We start from the raw sequence: 19,013 nt of genomic DNA, 5'->3' as shown, positions 1-19,013 counted from the left end.
ACCCTGAGTTAAATATATGAAAGCCTCTATTCTTACTAAGCTAGAAACGCTAGTAGAACGTTATGAAGAAGTACAACACCTACTGGGTGACCCTGGTGTCATTGGTGATCAAGATAAATTCCGTGCGCTATCAAAAGAGTACTCTCAGCTTGAAGAAGTGACTAAGTGCTTCCAAGCTTATCAGCAGGCTCAAGAAGATCTTGAAGCTGCAGAAGAGATGGCGAAAGAAGATGACGCAGAAATGCGTGAGATGGCTCAGGAAGAAATTAAAGAAGCAAAAGAAGCGATTGAGCGTCTTAATGACGAACTACAAATTCTATTGCTGCCAAAAGATCCAAACGATGATCGCAACTGTTTCCTTGAGATTCGTGCAGGTGCAGGTGGTGATGAAGCAGGTATCTTTGCTGGTAACTTGTTCCGCATGTACTCGAAGTTTGCTGAGAAGAAAGGCTGGCGCGTCGAAGTGATGAGCTGCAATGAATCTGAGCAAGGCGGTTACAAAGAGATGATCGCTAAAGTGAGCGGTGACGGTGCTTACGGCGTGCTGAAATTTGAGTCAGGCGGTCACCGTGTACAACGTGTACCAGAAACAGAATCGCAAGGTCGTGTGCACACTTCTGCGTGTACGATTGCTGTGATGGCGGAAATTCCAGAAGCGGATCTACCTGAAATTAAAGCGGCTGATCTAAAAATCGACACATTCCGTGCATCAGGTGCTGGTGGTCAGCACGTTAACACCACGGATTCAGCGATCCGTATTACCCACTTACCAACGGGTACGGTGGTTGAGTGTCAGGACGAACGTTCTCAGCACAAAAACAAAGCGAAAGCGATGCAAGTACTGGCAGCACGTATTGTTCAAGCTGAAGAAGCTCGCCGCGCAGCTGAGGTTTCTGACACACGTCGCAACCTGCTAGGTTCTGGTGACCGTAGTGACCGTATCCGTACTTACAACTACCCACAAGGCCGTGTTTCAGATCACCGCATCAACTTAACGGTTTACCGTTTAAATGAAGTGATGGAAGGCGATCTTGCAAGCTTGATTGAACCTGTGATTCAAGAGCACCAAGCTGATCAGTTAGCCGCTCTAGCAGAGAACAACTAAGTTAATGTCGGCTACCAATAGTGTTGAAAACACACTAAAGCGAGCGACACAGCAACTTCAAGAGAGCGGCAGTGATTCGCCGTCTCTTGATGCTGCGGTATTACTCTGCCATGCATTAGATAAACCACGCTCATTTTTGATGACTTGGCCTGAGAAAGAACTTTCAGTGCAAGAATTGGCACCTTTTGAAGCATTACTGGCGCGCCGTTTAACCGGGGAGCCCGTTGCTTACATTGTTGGTGAGCGTGAGTTTTGGTCCCTACCTTTAGAAGTGTCACCGACAACTTTAATCCCTCGACCTGATACTGAGCGCCTTGTTGAGCTGGCTTTGGATAAAGCTTTCGCTTGTGACGGTGACATCCTCGATCTTGGCACCGGTACTGGCGCGATAGCATTAGCTCTGGCTTCAGAAATGCCGACTCGCCGAGTGGTGGGGATTGATCTAATGGAAGAGGCGCAACAACTGGCCTCGCGCAATGCAAAACGTTTAGCGATCAATAACGCAGAGTTTTTGGCTGGCAGCTGGTTTGAACCTCTGCAAGCTGGTACGCAGTTTGCTGTAATCGTTTCAAACCCTCCTTATATCGAAGAGAATGATCCTCATCTGACTCAAGGGGATGTGCGATTTGAACCACTGAGTGCGTTAGTCGCAGCAGAGCAAGGTTTAGCCGATATTCGTCATATTACGAATAACGCTCGCCAGTTTCTCAGCAACGATGGTTGGTTGTTGTTTGAACATGGTTATGACCAAGGTCTAGCTGTGCGTGAAATCTTCACTGAAATGGGTTACCAAGATGTGGAGACTTTCCAAGATTATGGACATAACGATCGAGTGACATTAGGTCGCTATACAAAATAACAAAGAGAGCAATTAGATGTACGAAGGATTGAAGCATTTTCACTTACTCACTATCGCCTTGAGCGCGACGCTACTATCAGTGCGTTTTGCTCTGTTACTAGCAAACTCAGAATTACGTAATAACAAGTTTCTTAAAGTATTCCCGCATATTAATGACACCGCACTGCTTCTATCTGGTGTAGCGCTGATCGTGTTGTTTATACCGTGGTCGGCGGCACCTTGGTTACCGATGAAACTAAGTTGCGTACTTGCCTATATCGCGTTGGGTTTCTTTGCGTTAAAGCTGGCAAAAAACAATCTACTAAGAATTTTTGCCTTCCTAGGCGCGTTAGGTTGGCTTGGTATGGCGGGTAAGATTGCAGTGACGAAAGTACCTGCATTGTTCTAAGTTGGTGGTTACGAATGTACGAATTGTTTGATGAAGACTTTGATGCACTTGAGTTGGCCGAAGGCGCTTTAGTGCTCAATCAAGCGATTGACCCAGACACACAAGTGGATTGGGCAAAGGCTGAGATGCAACGTTTACTGCAAGAAGCTGAACTCGCATTGGTACATGAAAGTCATCCTCAACAACGCTTTGAAGCTTTTTTGCGCCTTTTCTACCATGAGTGGGGATTTCAAGGTGACAAAGAGGCTTATTTCGATTGTGCGAATGCCTTTTTAGATAAGGTACTCGAACGTCGTAAAGGTATTCCGGTTAGTCTAGGAGCGCTGCTGCTTTATTTCGGTAAGCAATTAGGCTTCCCAATTGAGGGAATGACATTTCCAACTCAGTTTGTGGTTAAAGTGTGCTGGCCGCATGATCCTGTGCAGTATGTGAATCCTTTTAATGGTGAGTTTGTCTCAGAACATACTATGCGAGCTTGGTTGGTCGGTCAGAAAGGACCTTTTGCGAAGTTAAAACCAAGTTATCTTAAAGCTGCCGATCATCCGACAGTGATTGGTCGCTGGTTAGCACTGATTAAAAGCGCCCTATTGAGAGAAGAGCGTTATGCACTTGCGTTGCGTTGCTCAGATCTCGCACTGACCTTCGCTCCAGATGATCCCTATGAAATAAGAGATCGCGGCTTTATCTTTCAGCAACTAGACTGTCATCAGATGGCGTTGTCTGATTATCAATACTTTATTGATCAGTGTCCGGATGATCCGGCTGCCGAATTACTTAAAAATCAAGTACGTGCCATGAGCAAGACTCAGGTGACGCTGCACTAAGTCCAGTTATAGACTGGCTCATTAGGTTTAATAAGAGAGAAAAAGATGGAACAGAAAATCGTTCATGTTGGTGATATTCCTGTTGCTAACGACAAACCGTTTACTTTATTCGCTGGTATGAACGTACTAGAGTCACGTGACCTTGCTATGCAAATCTGTGAGCACTACGTAAAGGTGACTGACAAACTGGGTATCCCATACGTATTTAAAGCCTCTTTTGATAAAGCGAACCGCAGCTCAGTGCATTCATACCGTGGTCCTGGCCTTGAAGAAGGTATGAAGATTTTCCAAGAGCTAAAAGATACGTTTGGCGTGAAAATCATCACGGACGTGCACACTGAAGCGCAAGCTCAGCCAGTTGCGGATGTGGTAGACGTGATTCAATTGCCAGCATTCCTAGCTCGCCAAACTGACTTAGTTGAAGCGATGGCTAAAACTGGCGCGGTAATTAACGTTAAAAAACCTCAGTTTATGAGCCCAGGTCAAGTTGGCAACATCGTGGATAAGTTTGCTGAGTGCGGCAACAACAACGTAATTTTGTGTGAGCGTGGTTCTTGCATGGGTTACGATAACCTAGTGGTGGACATGCTAGGCTTCGGCGTAATGAAAAAAGCCTCAAACGGTAGCCCAATCATTTTTGACGTAACGCACTCACTACAGATGCGTGACCCTTCAGGTGCTGCATCAGGTGGTCGCCGCGAGCAGACTGTTGAACTGGCGAAAGCCGGTCTAGCGACTGGTATCGCAGGTCTGTTTATCGAAGCGCACCCAAATCCAGATCAAGCGCGTTGTGATGGTCCATCGGCATTGCCACTTGATAAGCTAGAGCCATTCCTAAAACAGATGAAAGCATTAGATGATTTAGTGAAAGGTTTCGAGCACATCGATATTCGCTAATTAAGTGACAATATACGGTTTACAAAGGCTGCCAAATGGCAGCCTTTTCTTTATTGCTCAATAAGATGACTATTGTTTGTGCATTCTAGTCAATAAGGTGAGAAATGAAATGTTACATGCAAGTAAGGGCGAAAACGTTTGCTTGTGATCATTTATAGAATCAGATGTAAGTTGCCGCTTTTATTGCAGATTTTGGATAAAATAATAGTGATCCATCTTGCATATCAATGAAAACAAAATGTTCTAATAATTCGCTTACTTTAAACTACGTCAAGTTTTGCTATCTAAAACAACAAAATGTGCAGCGGCACGAGTTTTTAACAAAATTTCAAGATAGTAAATGGTAGTGGATCCTATTGAGTTGAAAGGTATGACTATGACGCAACGCCTGATCGTAAAAACTGCACTGAGTGCAGCCATTCTTGCAACCTTATCTGGTTGTGCAGCAACAGCACAAAATGACTGGGAAGCAGATAAAACTTACAAACTGACAGTTCTTCACACCAATGACCACCACGGTCGTTTCTGGGAAAACAAATACGGTGAGTACGGCATGGCGGCTCGTAAGACGCTAATTGACAACCTACGCGAAGAAATTCGTGCTGAAGGCGGTAGCGTATTACTTCTTTCTGGTGGTGACATCAACACTGGTGTACCAGAGTCAGACCTTCAAGACGCAGAACCTGATTTCAAAGGTATGAGCAAAATCGGTTACGATGCAATGGCACTTGGTAACCACGAATTCGACAACCCGCTTGAAGTGCTAATGCAGCAAAAAGAGTGGGCTAACTTCCCAATGCTTTCAGCAAACATTTACGACAAGAAGACTGGCGAGCGTATGTTCCAGGCTTACCAAATGTTTGAGAAACAAGGCATCAAGATTGCTGTTATCGGTTTAACAACGGAAGATACGCAGAAAATCGGTAACCCTGAATTTATCGGCGGTATCGAATTCCGTGATCCTAAAGAAGAAGCGAAGAAGCTAATCGCTGAACTTAAAGAGACTGAAAAACCGGATCTAATCTTTGCAGTGACGCACATGGGTCACTACGAAAATGGTAACCGCGGTATAAACGCACCAGGTGATGTAGCATTGGCTCGTTACCTAGACGAAGGCTCACTAGATATGATCGTTGGTGGTCACTCACAAGAGCCAGTGTGTATGGAAGCACCAAACGTAATTAAGAAGAACTTCCAACCTTCTGACGAATGTAAACCAGACATTCAAAATGGCACTCATATCGTACAAGCGTACGAGTGGGGTAAATACGTAGGTCGCGCGGATTTCGAATTCCGTAACGGTGAGCTAGAAATGGTGAGCTACGATCTTATCCCTGTAAACCTGAAGAAGAAAATCAAGGTTGACGGTGAGAGCAAGCGTGTATTCATCGAAGATGAAATCGCGAAAGACCAAGCTATGGTTGAGTTCCTACGTCCTTTCCAAGAAAAAGGTCAAGACCAGCTAAATGTGAAAATCGCAGAAACTAACGGCAAGTTAGTCGGTGATCGTAACATCGTGCGTTTCGAGCAAACAAACCTAGGTCGTTTAATTGCGACGGCACATATGGATCGCGCTAAAGCTGACTTCGCAGTAATGAACTCAGGTGGTGTACGTGATTCTATTGAAGGCGGTGACGTAACTTACAAAGACGTACTGAAAGTTCAGCCGTTTGGTAACATCGTAACTTACATCGATATGTCAGGTAAGGAAGTAATTGATTACCTAAACGTTGTGGGTACTAAACCAGTTGATTCAGGTGCTTACGCGCAGTTTGCTGGTGTTTCTATGACAGTAGAAAACGGCAAAGTGTCTGACGTTAAGATTGGTGGTGAAGCGATCGATCTAGAGAAGACTTACCGTTTCACAGTACCAAGCTACAACGCAGCTGGTGGTGACGGCTACCCGAAAGTATCGACTCACCCAGGTTACGTAAACACAGGTTTCGTTGATGCAGAAGTTCTTAAAGAATACCTACAAGAAAACAGCCCTGTAGATGTAAACGCATTCGCACCAAAAGGTGAGATTGTTTACAAATAAGCGCTATTGACTGTAAGTCTTAAATCGCATTAACTAAAGCGGCACCACTTGGTGCCGCTTTTCTGTTTTATCAAGACACTCATCACTATAAGTTATTGACCTAGGTAGATGTTAGGGCAGTGGTTTATCCTGATCGGTGATAGGAAGTTATTATGACCCCGGCAATCAATGCAGCCAAAAAGAAAAAAGTTACTCATAAAATTCACCAATATGAACACGATCCGAGAGCGGAAAGCTATGGTCTAGAAGCCGCCGAAGCGTTGGGACAAGATCCTAAGCAAGTGTTTAAGACGCTGCTTTTTTGCTTAAACGGTCAGCCCCAAAATCTTGCCGTGGCAGTATTACCCGTTGAGCACAAACTGAATCTTAAGCTGGCTGCGAAAGCCGCTAAGGCAAAAAAAGCGGAAATGGCGAACCCTGACATCGCGCAAAAGACCACAGGGTATGTAGTGGGAGGCATTAGCCCACTAGGGCAAAAGAAAGCACTGCCAACGTTTATCCATAACAGTGCCGAGGAGTTATCAACCATGATGGTTAGCGCTGGGCGCCGCGGTCTGGAAATTGAGCTGGCTCCAAAAGATTTGGCAGAACTGACGCGCGGACAGTTTGTGGAGTTGTGCCTTTAAGAGTGAGAGTCGGGAACGCAAAGCATCAAAGATGCCTTGCTTCGAGATGCGGGAACGTTCGGCTAGCGCCTTACTTACAGAACGCTGCGCTCACGGATGCGGGAACGTTCGGCTAATGCCTCACTTACGGGAATGAAAAAAGGGTGACGATTATCGTCACCCTTTTTATTTGTACAATGCGTTTCGCTAGTTAAAATTCCGTATTCCGTATTCCGTATTCCGTATTCCGTATTCCGTAAGCGAAGCGTTCCTGTAACTGTATCCGTTACTTATCCATCTGCGCGTTATCAACTACGTGGTTTTCGCCTAGGTCTTTTGGTAGCACTAGGTTAAGCACGATAGCGACGATACCACATAGGCTGATGCCTTGTAGGCTGAAGTCACCGATACCAAATGCCATGCCGCCAATACCAAATACTAGCGTAATTGCTACGATTACTAGGTTGCGAGACTTGTGTAGGTCAACGTTGTTTTTGATCAGGGTGTTTAGACCCACAGTTGCGATAGAACCGAACAGTAGGATCATGATACCGCCCATTACTGGCATTGGGATGGTTTGTAGTACCGCACCAAGTTTGCCAACCAGCGATAGGGTAATCGCAGTAATTGCTGTCCAAGTCATGATTGCAGGATTGAATGACTTGGTTAACATTACCGCGCCCGTTACTTCTGAGTACGTGGTGTTTGGCGGCGCGCCGACCATAGAGGCTGCGATCGTTGCTAGACCGTCACCAGTGATAGTGCGGTGTAGACCTGGTTTCTTCAGGTAGTTTTTACCCGTTACGTTTGAGATTGCGAGCATATCACCAACGTGCTCAACCGCAGGTGCGATCGCCACCGGGATCATAAATAGAATTGCGTTAATGTTAAATTCAGGCATCACAAACGCAGGCATAGCAAACCAAGCGGCTTGGTGAACAGGGGTGAAATCAACGATGCCGTAGAACAAGCTCAGTGCGTAACCCACGATAATACCACCAAGAATTGGCATGAGTTTTAAGAAGCCACGGCTGAATACACTGATGCCAATAGTAGTCAGCAATGATGCTGATGAAACGATTAGCGCGGTATTTTTATCGATAACTTGTTCGCCACCTGCGACACCAAGCGCCATGCTTACTGCGTTAGGTGCAAGACCAAGACCGATAACCATGATTACAGGACCAACCACAACTGGTGGTAGCAGTTTATGGACGATTTCTACGCCGCGGATTTTAATCAGTCCGCCTAGAGCCACGTAAACTAGACCCGCAACCATTAGACCGCCCATTGTTGCCGGGATACCCCAAGCTTGAACGCCGTAAAGAATAGGTGCAATAAAAGCAAAAGAAGAAGCAAGGAAGATAGGAACAGAACGACGAGTAACAGCTTGGAAGATTAGGGTACCGATACCAGCACCGAATAGTGCAACACTTGGATCCAATCCCGTTAATAGCGGAACCAGTACGAGCGCACCAAATGCAACGAAGAGCATCTGTGCACCTTGAATGGCATTTTTCATGGTTTTATTCCTTTTTTGTGGCAAACAGTCCAAATTTCACACTATTCAACTATTTTAGTAGCGATTAGCGGCGAATTTCTGGCTCAAAATAAAAATTCGCGGGATTTTATCACCACTGCAAACGATTTCAATCCTAACTAGATCAAATGTTTGCATATTTGTGGGGTAAATTTGACCAAAACAGGCATTAAAGGCAAAAAACGCGATAAAGAATGGTATTTCGTTAAACAAGATCCTGAACTCACAGCCGAGGTCAAAAAATGGTTAGATTGCGAGTGCTTTTGTTGCTCAAGGTTGAGAAGTTGCTTATCATCGTCCGATAAATTGCGGTAACTGAATCTAGGAAATATATGCGCTCTATTGTTTTATTCGCATTGGGTTTGATTGGCTTTCCAGCCTTAGCTCTAACAAATGTCGACTTGTATCAATCCCAAATTGTATTAGATCAGAGTATTGAGAAACCAGATGCCCAAGCTCGTAAACAGGGTATGGAAGAAGTGATTATTCGTGCTTCTGGTGTGCCAGATGCGGTAAATAATCCAGTGATTCAAAAGGCACTACAACAAAGCGCGCAATACCTAGCACAAATTAGTTATGGTCAATTAGGTGAACAAAAAACGCTTAAAATGCGCTTTAATGGACCTCAAATCAATAGCTTATTAAGTCAAGCTCAGTTACCAGAATGGCCGGCTCAACGTGCTAACTTATTAGTTTGGCTGGTGGAAGAAAGCCAATCTGAACGTGCAGTGATTTGGGAGCATACTAACTCGCCTATCTTGACCGACATGAAACAGCAAGCTCAAGAGCGAGGGTTGCCGTTGACGATTCCTGTTGGTGATTTTAATGATGTGACCGGTGTGAACATTTCCGATCTCTGGGGTGGCTTTGCATTGCCTGTTGGTCAAGCGAGTCAACGTTACCCTGTTGATGCGGTATTAGTAGTCCGTGCGAGCAATAACGACCTTCGCTGGACTCTTTATGACCAAGCGCCAAAAACGATCGGTGTTACTCGCCAAGCTCCAATGTCTGGTAGTAATAGTGGGCAAGATGCGGCAGAAAAAATGATCGATCAGATCAGTGATTACTATGCAAAGCAAAGCAGTGTTGTGGTAGCAAGTGAATCATCGGAAGCGATCAAGGTACGTTTTACTTCTTTAGATAACGCGGTTGATTTCTTTGTGCTTGAACGCAAGTTGCAACAGTTAAGTTCGGTTGCGTCTCTAGATATTTTGAAAATTCAAAATAAAGACGTGACTTTCCAAGTGCATTTATTGGCAACGCCTGCGGAATTCGAACAACAAGTATTGCGCTTGCGCGAAGCTAAAGCGGTCGTGATCGAACCAGAACCAGCGGTCATTGAACCAATTACAACTGACGCAATGAACACAGCATCTAACACTGTGAATGAAGTCGTTGTCCAATCACAACCAGCGGCAGAAGTTGCTCCGCAGTCTCAAGATGCATTAGCGGTTAATAATGCGGCTGAGCAAGCGCTGCCAGCGATTATTGAGCAAGCAACCAAGCCAGCGGTTGTAGAAGTGCCACCAACGTTTATCTTTGAATGGCATGGCGAACAGTTAGCATCCCCAACACCTGTTGAAGAACCGCAGCAAGAGCAACTGCTTGAGTCAGAGGAAATCGAAACTGAAGTTGACGCTTAACTCACATTGATAATGAAAAAGGTCTAGCACTGCTAGTAATGCCAGTCAGTTAAGCTGACTGGCATTTTTTCTATTTGTCGCATATTTCTTGGGTTTCAGTTTCACCCAACGAGGATAACTTCTATCTTCTCTTCGGGGGGGTAGGATAAACATGGATATTTGCTGTAGTAGCACTTCATAGTGTTTAGGGAGTTTCCCTGGACTCGTTAAAGGTAAAGCTGCAAAGTATTGAGTCACAGCCATGGCACTACTCGTAAAGCTTAATTGGTTCGGCCAAACGCTATCTAACTTGCTCGCCGCTTTTGTCATAACCTGCCTTATAAGGTTATAGGCTAGCAAAATCCCCCAGAGCTCCTGTCTAACCATATCTGGGCGCTTACTTCGCAATGTATACTCACTATCAAGCAAGGTTTGCTTCATTTCTCTATAGCCTAATTCGATTTCCCAACGATAGCGATAGAGCTCTACAATGTCTTCTCCGGGAAAGCGCAACCCATCACGCATTGAGGTAAGAACCTGATACTCCTTACCTTTAATGGCTTTCGATACCAACCTTGCTTCTATTATCTCAGGCAGGTCACTGAACTTCTTCCTTGCCTGAGGTGATGTTTTTATAGCAACGATAGCATCACTCTGACTGTATTTATGGACAACTTCATACTGAAAGTCTTTTCTCACAGGGAGCATCCAATGCCTTTCTTGACCTACTTTGTTCCAGCGATTAAGCAGCCCTAAAGAGTAATATCCTTTGTCAAAAATGGTCAGTGATTGATCTGGCGTTTGTTCAATAAGCTCTTCTGCGAGCCGCATTTCGCTGGTGCGATAGTCAGAGAATGCACTATCGATTAGCTGATGACTTGTAAGCTCCATCAAGCAAACCATGCGGACCTTAGGGTAAATATTCTCAGATGATTGATTGCGCTGCGCTTTAAACTCTTGATGATTTTCGGGTGTATCTGTCGTTCTCCAAACGACACCATCGACAGATAGAAGGTTTAGTCCACACCAAGTTTCGAAGTTAGACGACTGATAGCTATGCGCAGCCATCTTCTTAAAGACTTGCTTTACACCTTCTTCGCCTAATCTCTGTCTCGCTTGAACAACTGCACTTGGTGCAACAAAACGTTGTTTGTCTGGCAAGACAATATCGAGTTGGTTAGCAATATCCCAAACAGATTGTTGACGAAAGAGACTCATTCCAACAACGGACCAAAGTACGGCTTCTAAAGGTAACCGTCTTCTTCTAACGGTTGCTACACCAGCTTGCTCAAAACCTTGCTGGATAAGCTCTGGACTAAGAATGTCAGAGTATTTATCAAAGTGGTGGAAGGTATTACATGACCGAAAAGTATTGGCAAGTTGGCTTTCTAAAGACATAAAAAAATCCGATATTAGTTTCCTAATATCGGATTTTGAAGCCTTTTGAGGATCGGTCAAATGATCTCACAAATTTCTTAACTGATCGGCATTACTAGCACTGCTAGACCTTTTTGCTTTTCGGTGACGCTACTTTTCAAAACGAGCGCGCTCTTTCTTTTCGACTTCCGACAAACGCGTTAACTTCATACCTAGTTCTTTTCCGCGTGTACGGGCATAGAGAATATTGCCAGCAAAAGCGGCACTGGTTAGGAGTAATTCAACCACTGCTAGCATACGTTCACCGCCATCAACATAAATAATGGTTAAGGCGTGTAGGAAATAGAGCATCAAGACAAAGTTTGCCCAAGCATGAGTGTAGGGTTTTCCGGCTAAGATACCAGGTAACGGTAACAGCAGAGGAATACACCAAGCTATCGCTAGGGTGGTACTGCTGATATGTGGATGGGGAGACAAATAGATTTGCCAAATAGCCACCCAAGCCAGTAGCCCTAGGTTCGCCCCCAATGCTAATAGTCGATAAGCTTTGGTTGTAGGCTGCATATCTTGTAGTAGGCGATCGGGTTGTGCGTCGGACATAATCACTCCTTGATTAGTTTTAGTGCGGTCGTTGCTAAACGCTTACCTAACTGTTGGGCTAACTCACTTTCCTCTGGCGATAGTGTCTGTTGATTGGTATGCGCGACATGACTGGCGCCATAAGGGGTGCCACCGGTTTGTGTGGTATGCAGTTGTGGCTGCGAATAAGGAATGCCCATCACCAGCATGCCGTGATGAAATAAGGGCAGTTTCATACTTTGCAACGTGGTTTCTTGCCCACCATGCAGGCTAGAGGAAGAGGTGAATACGCAAGCGGGTTTGTCTATCAAATCACCTGACAACCAGAGTGAAGTGGTTTGATCCCAGAAATGTTTGAGTGGCGCAGCCATGTTGCCAAACCAAACGGGGCTACCCATGGCAAGACCGTGACAGCGCTTGAGTTCATCAATCGAGATTATCGGATCTTGTGACTCGCCGTGGTTAGCCGACAGCTCTTCCACCGTGCGCAGCAAGGCTTCGCAGTGAGGGATAGATTCTATCCCTCTAGCGATCTGCCGGGCTAATGCTCTAGTTGAGCCATGGCGGCTGTAATAAAGAACAATGAGCTGACATGTCATAGAATTTCTAAAACTTGCTCTGGTGGACGACCATGCTTGGCTTTACCGTTAGCCACGACGATCGGGCGCTCGATAAGCTTAGGATTTTCTGCCATCGCGGTGAACAATTGCTCATCGGATGCTTGTGCAAGGTTTAGTTCTTTATACACATCTTCTTTAACACGCATCATCGCGCGGACTTCTTCTAGCGCCAATAATGCGTAAAGATCTTTCAATTCTGCTACCGATAATGGCGTATCCAGATACTTAATAATTTCTGGTTGAACACCCTTTTCTTCAAGCAAAGTAAGTGTTTGGCGGCTTTTTGAGCAGCGAGGGTTGTGATAAATCACGACTGACATTTTCTGTCTCCTTTCTTATTGTAATGCTAAGAAACGATCACGTTGCACCATCAGTTGGTCAATGCGCGCGTCGTATCTTGCTTGTTCTAAGCTTCCTAACTCAGCCATTTGGCTTGCCTGAGTATAATACTGTATCGCTTTGTTCCAGTTTGCCTTTAAGGCAAAAATTTCTGCCCGCGCCGCAAGATCTTCTTGGCTGTTACCCTGTTTGATATTAGCTTCAGAAAGTAGGCTCCAACCATTTATATCCTGGCTATTTTGGTGCGTGTAGCGCTGTAAGACCCGTATCGCTTGAGACAACTTATCCTGTGCTAATAAGCTATTGGCGTAGTTAATCATCAGAACTGGGTTATCAGGTTCAGACTTTAATGCCTTATCTAGCATTGCCGTCGCTTTTTCCGGTCGCTTTTGCGCGATATAGAGATCGCTGAGAGCATCAAGGTAAAAGCGATTGTTGCTATCTTGCTGATACAGCTTTTGCAAGATAGGGGCGGCTTTATCAAGTTGGTTGTTATCTAAGTAAACCAAGGCGCGACCGTATTGCATTGCAGGTTTCATATCGGGTGTTGCTTTCTTTTCACCGCGATTGAGCCAATCTAGAGCGGCTTCTGATTTTATTCCCGCATAACGCGCCACAATACGTGCTCGTGCTAAATGGTAATCCAGAGAGGGATTCACTCGTCTTGCTGGATAAGTTTGTGCACGCGATCGAGTATCAGTAATACGATCTTGTGGTAATGGGTGAGTCAATAGCATCGGCGGGAGCGTTGTGGCGTAGCGATACTCTTCGGCCAAACGGCTAAAAAATCTTGGCATAGCATCCACATCAAAACCGGCTTTAGATAAGGTTGCAATACCAAATCGATCCGCTTCTTTTTCATTACTTCGGGTGTAGTTGATCTGTCCCTGCATATTGCCAGCGGTAGTGGCAGTGATGGCGGCCATTCCGGCTTCTGGCGCTGCAATGGCGAGCAGAAGGGCACCAGCGAGTGCAGCCATCGTCACAGGAGAGCGACGTGCTTGCTCTTCCATACTGCGTGCGAGGTGGCGTTGTGTTACGTGCGCAATTTCGTGCGCCATAACGGATGCTAATTCACTTTCTGTTTTCGCGTGTAAGAACAGACCTGAATGCAAAGCGATGTAACCGCCAAAGAATGCAAAGGCGTTAATATTACGGTCGCGAATCATAAAGAAAGTAAAGGGTGTTTTTACATCATCGGCATTAGCAACCAATCGATGGCCTAAGCTGTCGATGTATTCATTGAGTACCGGGTCATTGATGATTGGCGCGCGATTACGCAGCATACGCATGTAGGCATCGCCATATTGGCGCTCTTGGTCGATCGTTAGGGTGCTACTGGCGGCCGTTCCGATATCCGGCAAGTCAATAGTGTTTGCCAGCGTTGGGGCTGAAGGAATGCTCAGTGTGGTCGCGATGCACAAGGCAATGAGCGAACGTGTCTGTTTAAACATAGCTAGCAGTTTGGTTCCTATTGATATGACATCGTCGCGTTAAACGCTGTCATTAATTTACAATCCATAGATAGTGTCTAACGTTGCTTAACAAAGCGTTTTTGCCTGTTTAGCTACAAACTTATAGACACTTTATTGGCGCAAGGGTTTCAAAGCAAATAAAGTTCGCGGATAACGGCACATTCATCATGTTAGTTTGCTTGCTTTTTGTGCAGTCTCGACAGGGCGAGCAATTTTAAGCGGTTAAGTATACAATGGCACGTTAATAGTATTTATTCGGCTTTGATTGTTAAATGAAAGATTTAGATTTAAGAGATCAGCGCTGCCCTATGTCTTTACTGCTAGCGAAACGTCGCGCCGTTGAGTTGGAACAAGGGGATACGTTGACGATTTTAATCGCGGATCCGAGCTCTAAATCAGACATAATCAGCTTTTTACAGCGAAATTCATTTGAAGTTGAGTCGACTCAGAATAGCAACTATTACTCTTTGAACGTGACTAGAGGGAAGCTTCCAAGATGTTAGAAATGGTGAGTCGCTGGTATAAGCGACGTTTTTCCGACCCACACGCAGTCAGCTTAGTAGCAATCCTTTTCTTTGGCTTTATTACTATCTACTTTTTTGGCAATTTGATTGCGCCGTTACTGGTCGCAATTGTACTTGCTTACTTACTTGAATGGCCAGTGGCTAAATTGTCGAAGCTTGGCGTTCCGCGCACGCTTTCGGTGGTGTTTGCTATTCTTACCTTCTTTACCTTGGCGATTGTCGCCATCTTTGGGTTAGTACCTACCATCTGGACTCAGGTCGGTAACTTAATCAACGATATTCCCAATATGTATTCAGGGCTGCAGCAGGTGATTGCTGAGCTACCAGAAAAATACCCAGAGTTGGCAAACTTTCAGATTGTTGAGTCGCTGGTGACTAATGCAAAGAACCAAGTGATTAGCGTTGGTGAAAGTGTGGTTAAAGGTTCACTTGCTTCACTAGTCAGTCTTGCGACGCTCGCTGTTTATTTGATTTTGGTACCACTATTGGTGTTCTTCTTATTGAAAGATAAAGAAGAAATGATTTCGATGGCGAGTGGAATGTTGCCACGCAACCGAAAGTTGGCGACCAAAGTTTGGGACGAGATGAATGAACAGATCTCGAACTACATTCGCGGTAAAGTGATGGAGATCTTGATTGTTGGTGGCGTGAGCTACGTGACATTCGCGATTCTTGATCTGCGTTATTCAGTGTTGCTAGCGGTAGCAGTAGGGCTTTCGGTACTGATCCCCTATATTGGTGCAGCTGCGGTGACAGTACCCGTTGCGATTGTCGGTCTTTTCCAATGGGGACTCTCTCCTGAATTCTATTACTTATTGATTGCTTACGGCATTATCCAAGCCTTGGATGGTAACGTTTTGGTACCGGTACTGTTTTCAGAGGCGGTGAATTTGCATCCAGTCGCGATTATCGTCGCGGTGTTGGTATTTGGCGGGCTTTGGGGATTCTGGGGCGTGTTTTTTGCTATCCCATTAGCAACCTTGGTCAAAGCGGTATGGAATGCATTACCAAGTAGCCATGAGAGCGAAGCCCCCTCAATTTCAGAATGAGATATTGAGCCCAAAATAGTAGAGCTAACCTTTTTAGGTTAGCTTTTTTTATGCAATCGATTCAATAATTTGGGATATAATTCTTGGTTAGTAACAAAAAACTTAGTGATCTAGGTATAAACTTTAGCAACTTCTAGCCGATATAGCTGGCATTGCTGATTTTTTTTATGAGGTAAAAATGAAGTTCAGCCAGAAAATAGTCGCCGCCTCTTCGGCGCTGCTTTTTATCACTGTGGTTTTGCTGTCAGTACAACAGTCAATGTTAGTGAAAGCAGAAGTTGAGAGCTTAGTCAGCACCAGTTTAAATGAGATTGAACAAGAACTCAGTCGCGCAGTCAGCTCTGAAATGGAAGCGAGTCGTAAGCTGGCTAAAGCAACCACTGAGATGATTGAGTTAGATCCAACCAATTCTGCTTATATCTCCTCAGTACTGGAAACGCCAGTAGTGAAAAATGAGTATATTGTCGTGGGTGCGGGTTACGAGTCGAATGGTCATGTGATTGAAAATGACGACGCTTGGGAAGTGGACTCTAGCTTTGATCCGCGTACGCGCCCATGGTACCAAGATGCTAAGTCACAAAGTCGCCTGATTGTGACTGACCCTTATGTGGACGCCTCAACCAATAAAGTGGTGATTTCTATCGCGATGCCAATGCGTGATAACGGTGATTTTCTTGGCGTTGTGTTCTATGACATGGAGTTGACTTCATTAGCAGAGAAGGTCAACCAAACCAATCTTTTTGATGCGGGTTACCTATTTATTGTTGCTCAAGATGGCACCACGATCGCTCACCCGGATGCAAACAACAACGGTAAGTCACTGGCGGAGTATTTGCCACAAGTGACGGTGAAAGAGGGTGAACAACGCTTTGAGCAAGATGGCAAATCCTACCTAGTCCGTTTTACTAAAGTTGCTTCTGAAGGTTGGTATGTCGGCTCGATTTTGGATGAGTCGATTGTCTTGGCTACTATCGATGAGATGCGTAACAGCACGATCGTTACCGTTATCATCGCTTTGGTACTAAGCATTCTAGGCTTATCTTTACTGATTAAATTCTTGATGCGTCCACTCAATGAATTGAATGATGCGATTCAAGATGTGGCGTCAGGTCAAGGTGATCTAACTAAACGTCTTGATACCAATACTGATGCTGAATTTGCTCAATTGGCGAAAGGCTTTAATACCTTTACCGAAAATCTACAGCAGCAAATTATTCAATCGAAAGAGATTGGTGCGAGTATTTTAGTTGGCACCGAACAGTCTCATGTGAGTGCTCAGCAATCGACACAAGCAGTAGGCAGCCAGTTAGAAGAGTTAGAGCAACTAGCGACTGCGATGCATGAAATGTCGGTCACGGCAGCGGATGTGGCAAACAACGCTCAAGGCGCGGCGGAAGCGGTTAAAGAAGCGGAATACGTAACAGATCAAGGTTCAGTAGTAGTCAGCGATACCACCGAAGCGATCAGTCAATTGTCGATGCGTGTTGATCAAGCGGTTGAAGAAGTGGCGGGCTTAGCTTCTGCGACGAATAACATTGAAACCATTCTTAAAGTGATCAACGACATTGCAGACCAAACGAACTTGTTAGCGTTGAATGCGGCAATCGAAGCTGCACGTGCAGGTGAATCGGGTCGTGGATTTGCAGTGGTTGCAGATGAAGTTCGTACACTGGCTCAGCGCACTCAGCAATCGACTACCGAAATTCGTGGCATGATTGAGCAACTTCAGTCTGGTGCAAGTGCAGTTTCATCTGCGATGAGTGAAAGTAAGTCAACCGCTGATATTGCAGTTGATAAAGCACAGCAAGCGAATGATTCATTGCAGGCAATTCGAGCGATCATCCAACGAATTACCGATATGAACATGCAAATTGCCTCAGCAGCGGAAGAGCAGAGCTTGGTCGCGGAAGAAATCAATAGCAATACCGTGCGTATTAAAGATCTTTCAACCTTAGTCTCTGAATCAGCACAGCAAACAAGTGAAGCAATGCTGCACCAAACGGAAAGTGTGCGTAAACAAGACGAGTTGCTGAATAAGTTTATTGTTTAGCCTCTGAATAAAATAAAAACGCCAGCGATCGCTGGCGTTTTTGTCTATGTGTCTTTTAACTATTTGTTATTCAGGTAGTTCAACACGACTTCATGGTGGTCTTTGGTCTTAAATTTATTGAACACGTGTTCAATCGTACCGTTTTCATCAATCAAAAAGCTGATGCGGTGCAAACCATCGTACACTTTGCCCATGAACTTCTTCTCGCCCCACACACCAAACTGTTCCGCAACGGCATGATCTTCATCAGACAGTAGGGTGAAGTTTAGGTTGTCACGCTCGATAAATTTACCGAGACGCTTTACCGGGTCAATACTGACGCCAAGTACCACAACGTTATGAGCATCCAATTCCGCTTTAGTGTCACGCAGACCTTGAGCTTGAACGGTACAACCTGGGGTCATTGCTTTTGGGTAAAAGTAGAAAAGTACTTTTTTACCAGTAAAATCAGCGAGATTAACTAGGTTACCGTCTTGGTCATGAAGAGAGAAGGCAGGTGCTGGAGAGCCAGCTGTCAGCGTGTTCATGAAGATTCCTTTTTATTGACTGTTCTTTATAAAATTCAGTGAGCCTTTTACGTCTTGCTCGCGGCAAAGATCAGTAAACTCTTCTTGTAACTGCATTAAATTAAACTCTGAATCGACAGAGGCAGTTAAAGTTAACTGAAATTGGTCGTGTAAAGTGCCCAATTTATCTTTATCTATGGTTTGTGCACTTAATGACGATAGGTCTAGTTGCTTGTCGGCAAAAAAGTTGGTGAATTTTTCCGTTAAACCGACTTTATCGTCTGCTTCAATAAACGCTTCAATGGTGTAGGCATGGTCGACTAGAGCATGTTTCGCCGTGCGCTTCATCATAGTGATCAGGTTTTGCTCTTGCCCGAGCAGAGGCAGAGTCGTCTCAACACGAGTAATTGCACCATTGCTGCCTGAAAGAAGCATAATGAGAGTAAACTCACTGCCAAAAAGCGCAATGCGGCTATCAACGATGTTACAACCTGATTGCGTAACGAGACGCACTATTTGGTTGCATATGCCAGGACGGTCACTGCCAACCGCAGTTAGTACCAGATGTTGAGTCATACAATCACTTCAAATTTGCTTAGCTTATTGACTGATTACT

General features: G+C 45.0%; 19 protein-coding genes. 11 read left to right on the top strand and 8 right to left on the bottom strand.

Annotated elements, in window-relative coordinates:
* Positions 1-16: 16 nt before the first annotated feature.
* From prfA to ybaK, 7 genes are all read left to right on the top strand, one after another.
* The gene (gene prfA, locus GZN30_RS08950) at positions 17-1,105 is read left to right on the top strand and encodes a peptide chain release factor 1 (protein WP_075652446.1); all 1,089 of its coding nucleotides are present in this window, start codon (positions 17-19) and stop codon (positions 1,103-1,105) included.
* Positions 1,106-1,109: 4 nt separating this feature from the next.
* Positions 1,110-1,964, top strand: coding sequence for a peptide chain release factor N(5)-glutamine methyltransferase (gene prmC / locus GZN30_RS08945; RefSeq protein WP_075652447.1), 855 nt, complete (start codon positions 1,110-1,112; stop codon positions 1,962-1,964).
* 16 nt (positions 1,965-1,980) lie between these two features.
* Positions 1,981-2,352: a SirB2 family protein gene (locus GZN30_RS08940; RefSeq protein WP_075652448.1), complete on the top strand. Its 372-nt coding sequence runs from the start codon at positions 1,981-1,983 to the stop codon at positions 2,350-2,352.
* A 14-nt stretch (positions 2,353-2,366) separates the two neighbouring features.
* A complete protein-coding gene (locus tag GZN30_RS08935) occupies positions 2,367-3,176 on the top strand; it encodes a SirB1 family protein (RefSeq protein WP_075652449.1) in 810 nt (269 codons plus the stop codon).
* A 45-nt stretch (positions 3,177-3,221) separates the two neighbouring features.
* A complete protein-coding gene (gene kdsA, locus GZN30_RS08930) occupies positions 3,222-4,073 on the top strand; it encodes a 3-deoxy-8-phosphooctulonate synthase (protein ID WP_075652450.1) in 852 nt (283 codons plus the stop codon).
* Between the two features lie 376 nt (positions 4,074-4,449).
* The gene (gene ushA, locus GZN30_RS08925; RefSeq protein WP_075652455.1) at positions 4,450-6,111 is read left to right on the top strand and encodes a bifunctional UDP-sugar hydrolase/5'-nucleotidase UshA; all 1,662 of its coding nucleotides are present in this window, start codon (positions 4,450-4,452) and stop codon (positions 6,109-6,111) included.
* A gap of 152 nt (positions 6,112-6,263) precedes the next feature.
* The gene (gene ybaK, locus GZN30_RS08920) at positions 6,264-6,737 is read left to right on the top strand and encodes a Cys-tRNA(Pro) deacylase (RefSeq protein ID WP_075652451.1); all 474 of its coding nucleotides are present in this window, start codon (positions 6,264-6,266) and stop codon (positions 6,735-6,737) included.
* 265 nt (positions 6,738-7,002) lie between these two features.
* Here ybaK and GZN30_RS08915 read toward each other — a convergent pair whose 3' ends face one another.
* Positions 7,003-8,238, bottom strand: a complete 1,236-nt coding sequence (locus GZN30_RS08915) for a uracil-xanthine permease family protein (RefSeq protein WP_075652452.1) — start codon at positions 8,236-8,238, stop codon at positions 7,003-7,005.
* Positions 8,239-8,588: 350 nt separating this feature from the next.
* On the opposite strand from GZN30_RS08915, the gene GZN30_RS08910 reads away from it, so the two are divergent.
* Positions 8,589-9,899, top strand: coding sequence for a DUF2066 domain-containing protein (locus tag GZN30_RS08910; RefSeq protein WP_075652453.1), 1,311 nt, complete (start codon positions 8,589-8,591; stop codon positions 9,897-9,899).
* Positions 9,900-9,944: 45 nt separating this feature from the next.
* Here GZN30_RS08910 and GZN30_RS08905 read toward each other — a convergent pair whose 3' ends face one another.
* From GZN30_RS08905 to bepA, 5 genes are all read right to left on the bottom strand, one after another.
* Positions 9,945-11,276 (bottom strand): IS4 family transposase, encoded by a 1,332-nt coding sequence (locus GZN30_RS08905; RefSeq protein WP_075649976.1) that lies wholly within the window; start codon positions 11,274-11,276, stop codon positions 9,945-9,947.
* A 129-nt stretch (positions 11,277-11,405) separates the two neighbouring features.
* Complete coding sequence (locus GZN30_RS08900) at positions 11,406-11,855, bottom strand: DUF2069 domain-containing protein (RefSeq protein WP_075650068.1); 450 nt, start codon at positions 11,853-11,855, stop codon at positions 11,406-11,408.
* A gap of 2 nt (positions 11,856-11,857) precedes the next feature.
* Entirely contained in the window at positions 11,858-12,433 is a 576-nt protein-coding gene (gene wrbA / locus GZN30_RS08895) for an NAD(P)H:quinone oxidoreductase (protein ID WP_075650069.1), read from the bottom strand.
* The gene (gene arsC / locus GZN30_RS08890) at positions 12,430-12,774 is read right to left on the bottom strand and encodes an arsenate reductase (glutaredoxin) (RefSeq protein WP_075650070.1); all 345 of its coding nucleotides are present in this window, start codon (positions 12,772-12,774) and stop codon (positions 12,430-12,432) included. Before arsC ends, wrbA begins: the two co-directional genes overlap by 4 nt.
* 15 nt (positions 12,775-12,789) lie before the next feature.
* Positions 12,790-14,247 (bottom strand): beta-barrel assembly-enhancing protease, encoded by a 1,458-nt coding sequence (bepA, locus tag GZN30_RS08885; RefSeq protein ID WP_075650071.1) that lies wholly within the window; start codon positions 14,245-14,247, stop codon positions 12,790-12,792.
* 293 nt (positions 14,248-14,540) lie between these two features.
* Between bepA and GZN30_RS08880 the strand changes: the two genes are divergently transcribed.
* From GZN30_RS08880 to GZN30_RS08870, 3 genes are all read left to right on the top strand, one after another.
* Positions 14,541-14,771 (top strand): sulfurtransferase TusA family protein, encoded by a 231-nt coding sequence (locus GZN30_RS08880; protein ID WP_075650072.1) that lies wholly within the window; start codon positions 14,541-14,543, stop codon positions 14,769-14,771.
* Complete coding sequence (locus GZN30_RS08875) at positions 14,765-15,841, top strand: AI-2E family transporter (RefSeq protein WP_075650073.1); 1,077 nt, start codon at positions 14,765-14,767, stop codon at positions 15,839-15,841. Before GZN30_RS08880 ends, GZN30_RS08875 begins: the two co-directional genes overlap by 7 nt.
* Before the next feature lie 178 nt (positions 15,842-16,019).
* A complete protein-coding gene (locus GZN30_RS08870) occupies positions 16,020-17,891 on the top strand; it encodes a methyl-accepting chemotaxis protein (RefSeq protein ID WP_075650074.1) in 1,872 nt (623 codons plus the stop codon).
* Positions 17,892-17,950: 59 nt separating this feature from the next.
* On the opposite strand, the gene bcp is transcribed toward GZN30_RS08870, so the two are convergent.
* The gene (bcp, locus tag GZN30_RS08865; protein ID WP_075650075.1) at positions 17,951-18,418 is read right to left on the bottom strand and encodes a thioredoxin-dependent thiol peroxidase; all 468 of its coding nucleotides are present in this window, start codon (positions 18,416-18,418) and stop codon (positions 17,951-17,953) included.
* Positions 18,419-18,430: 12 nt separating this feature from the next.
* Positions 18,431-18,973 (bottom strand): glycine cleavage system protein R, encoded by a 543-nt coding sequence (locus GZN30_RS08860; RefSeq protein ID WP_075650076.1) that lies wholly within the window; start codon positions 18,971-18,973, stop codon positions 18,431-18,433.
* Positions 18,974-19,013 lie beyond the last annotated feature (40 nt).

This window comes from Vibrio ponticus (assembly GCF_009938225.1).
Classification (GTDB): Bacteria; Pseudomonadota; Gammaproteobacteria; order Enterobacterales; family Vibrionaceae; genus Vibrio; species Vibrio ponticus.
The sequence above is the reverse complement of the archived record's forward strand: the minus strand, read 5'-3'. Positions and strand labels throughout refer to the sequence as shown.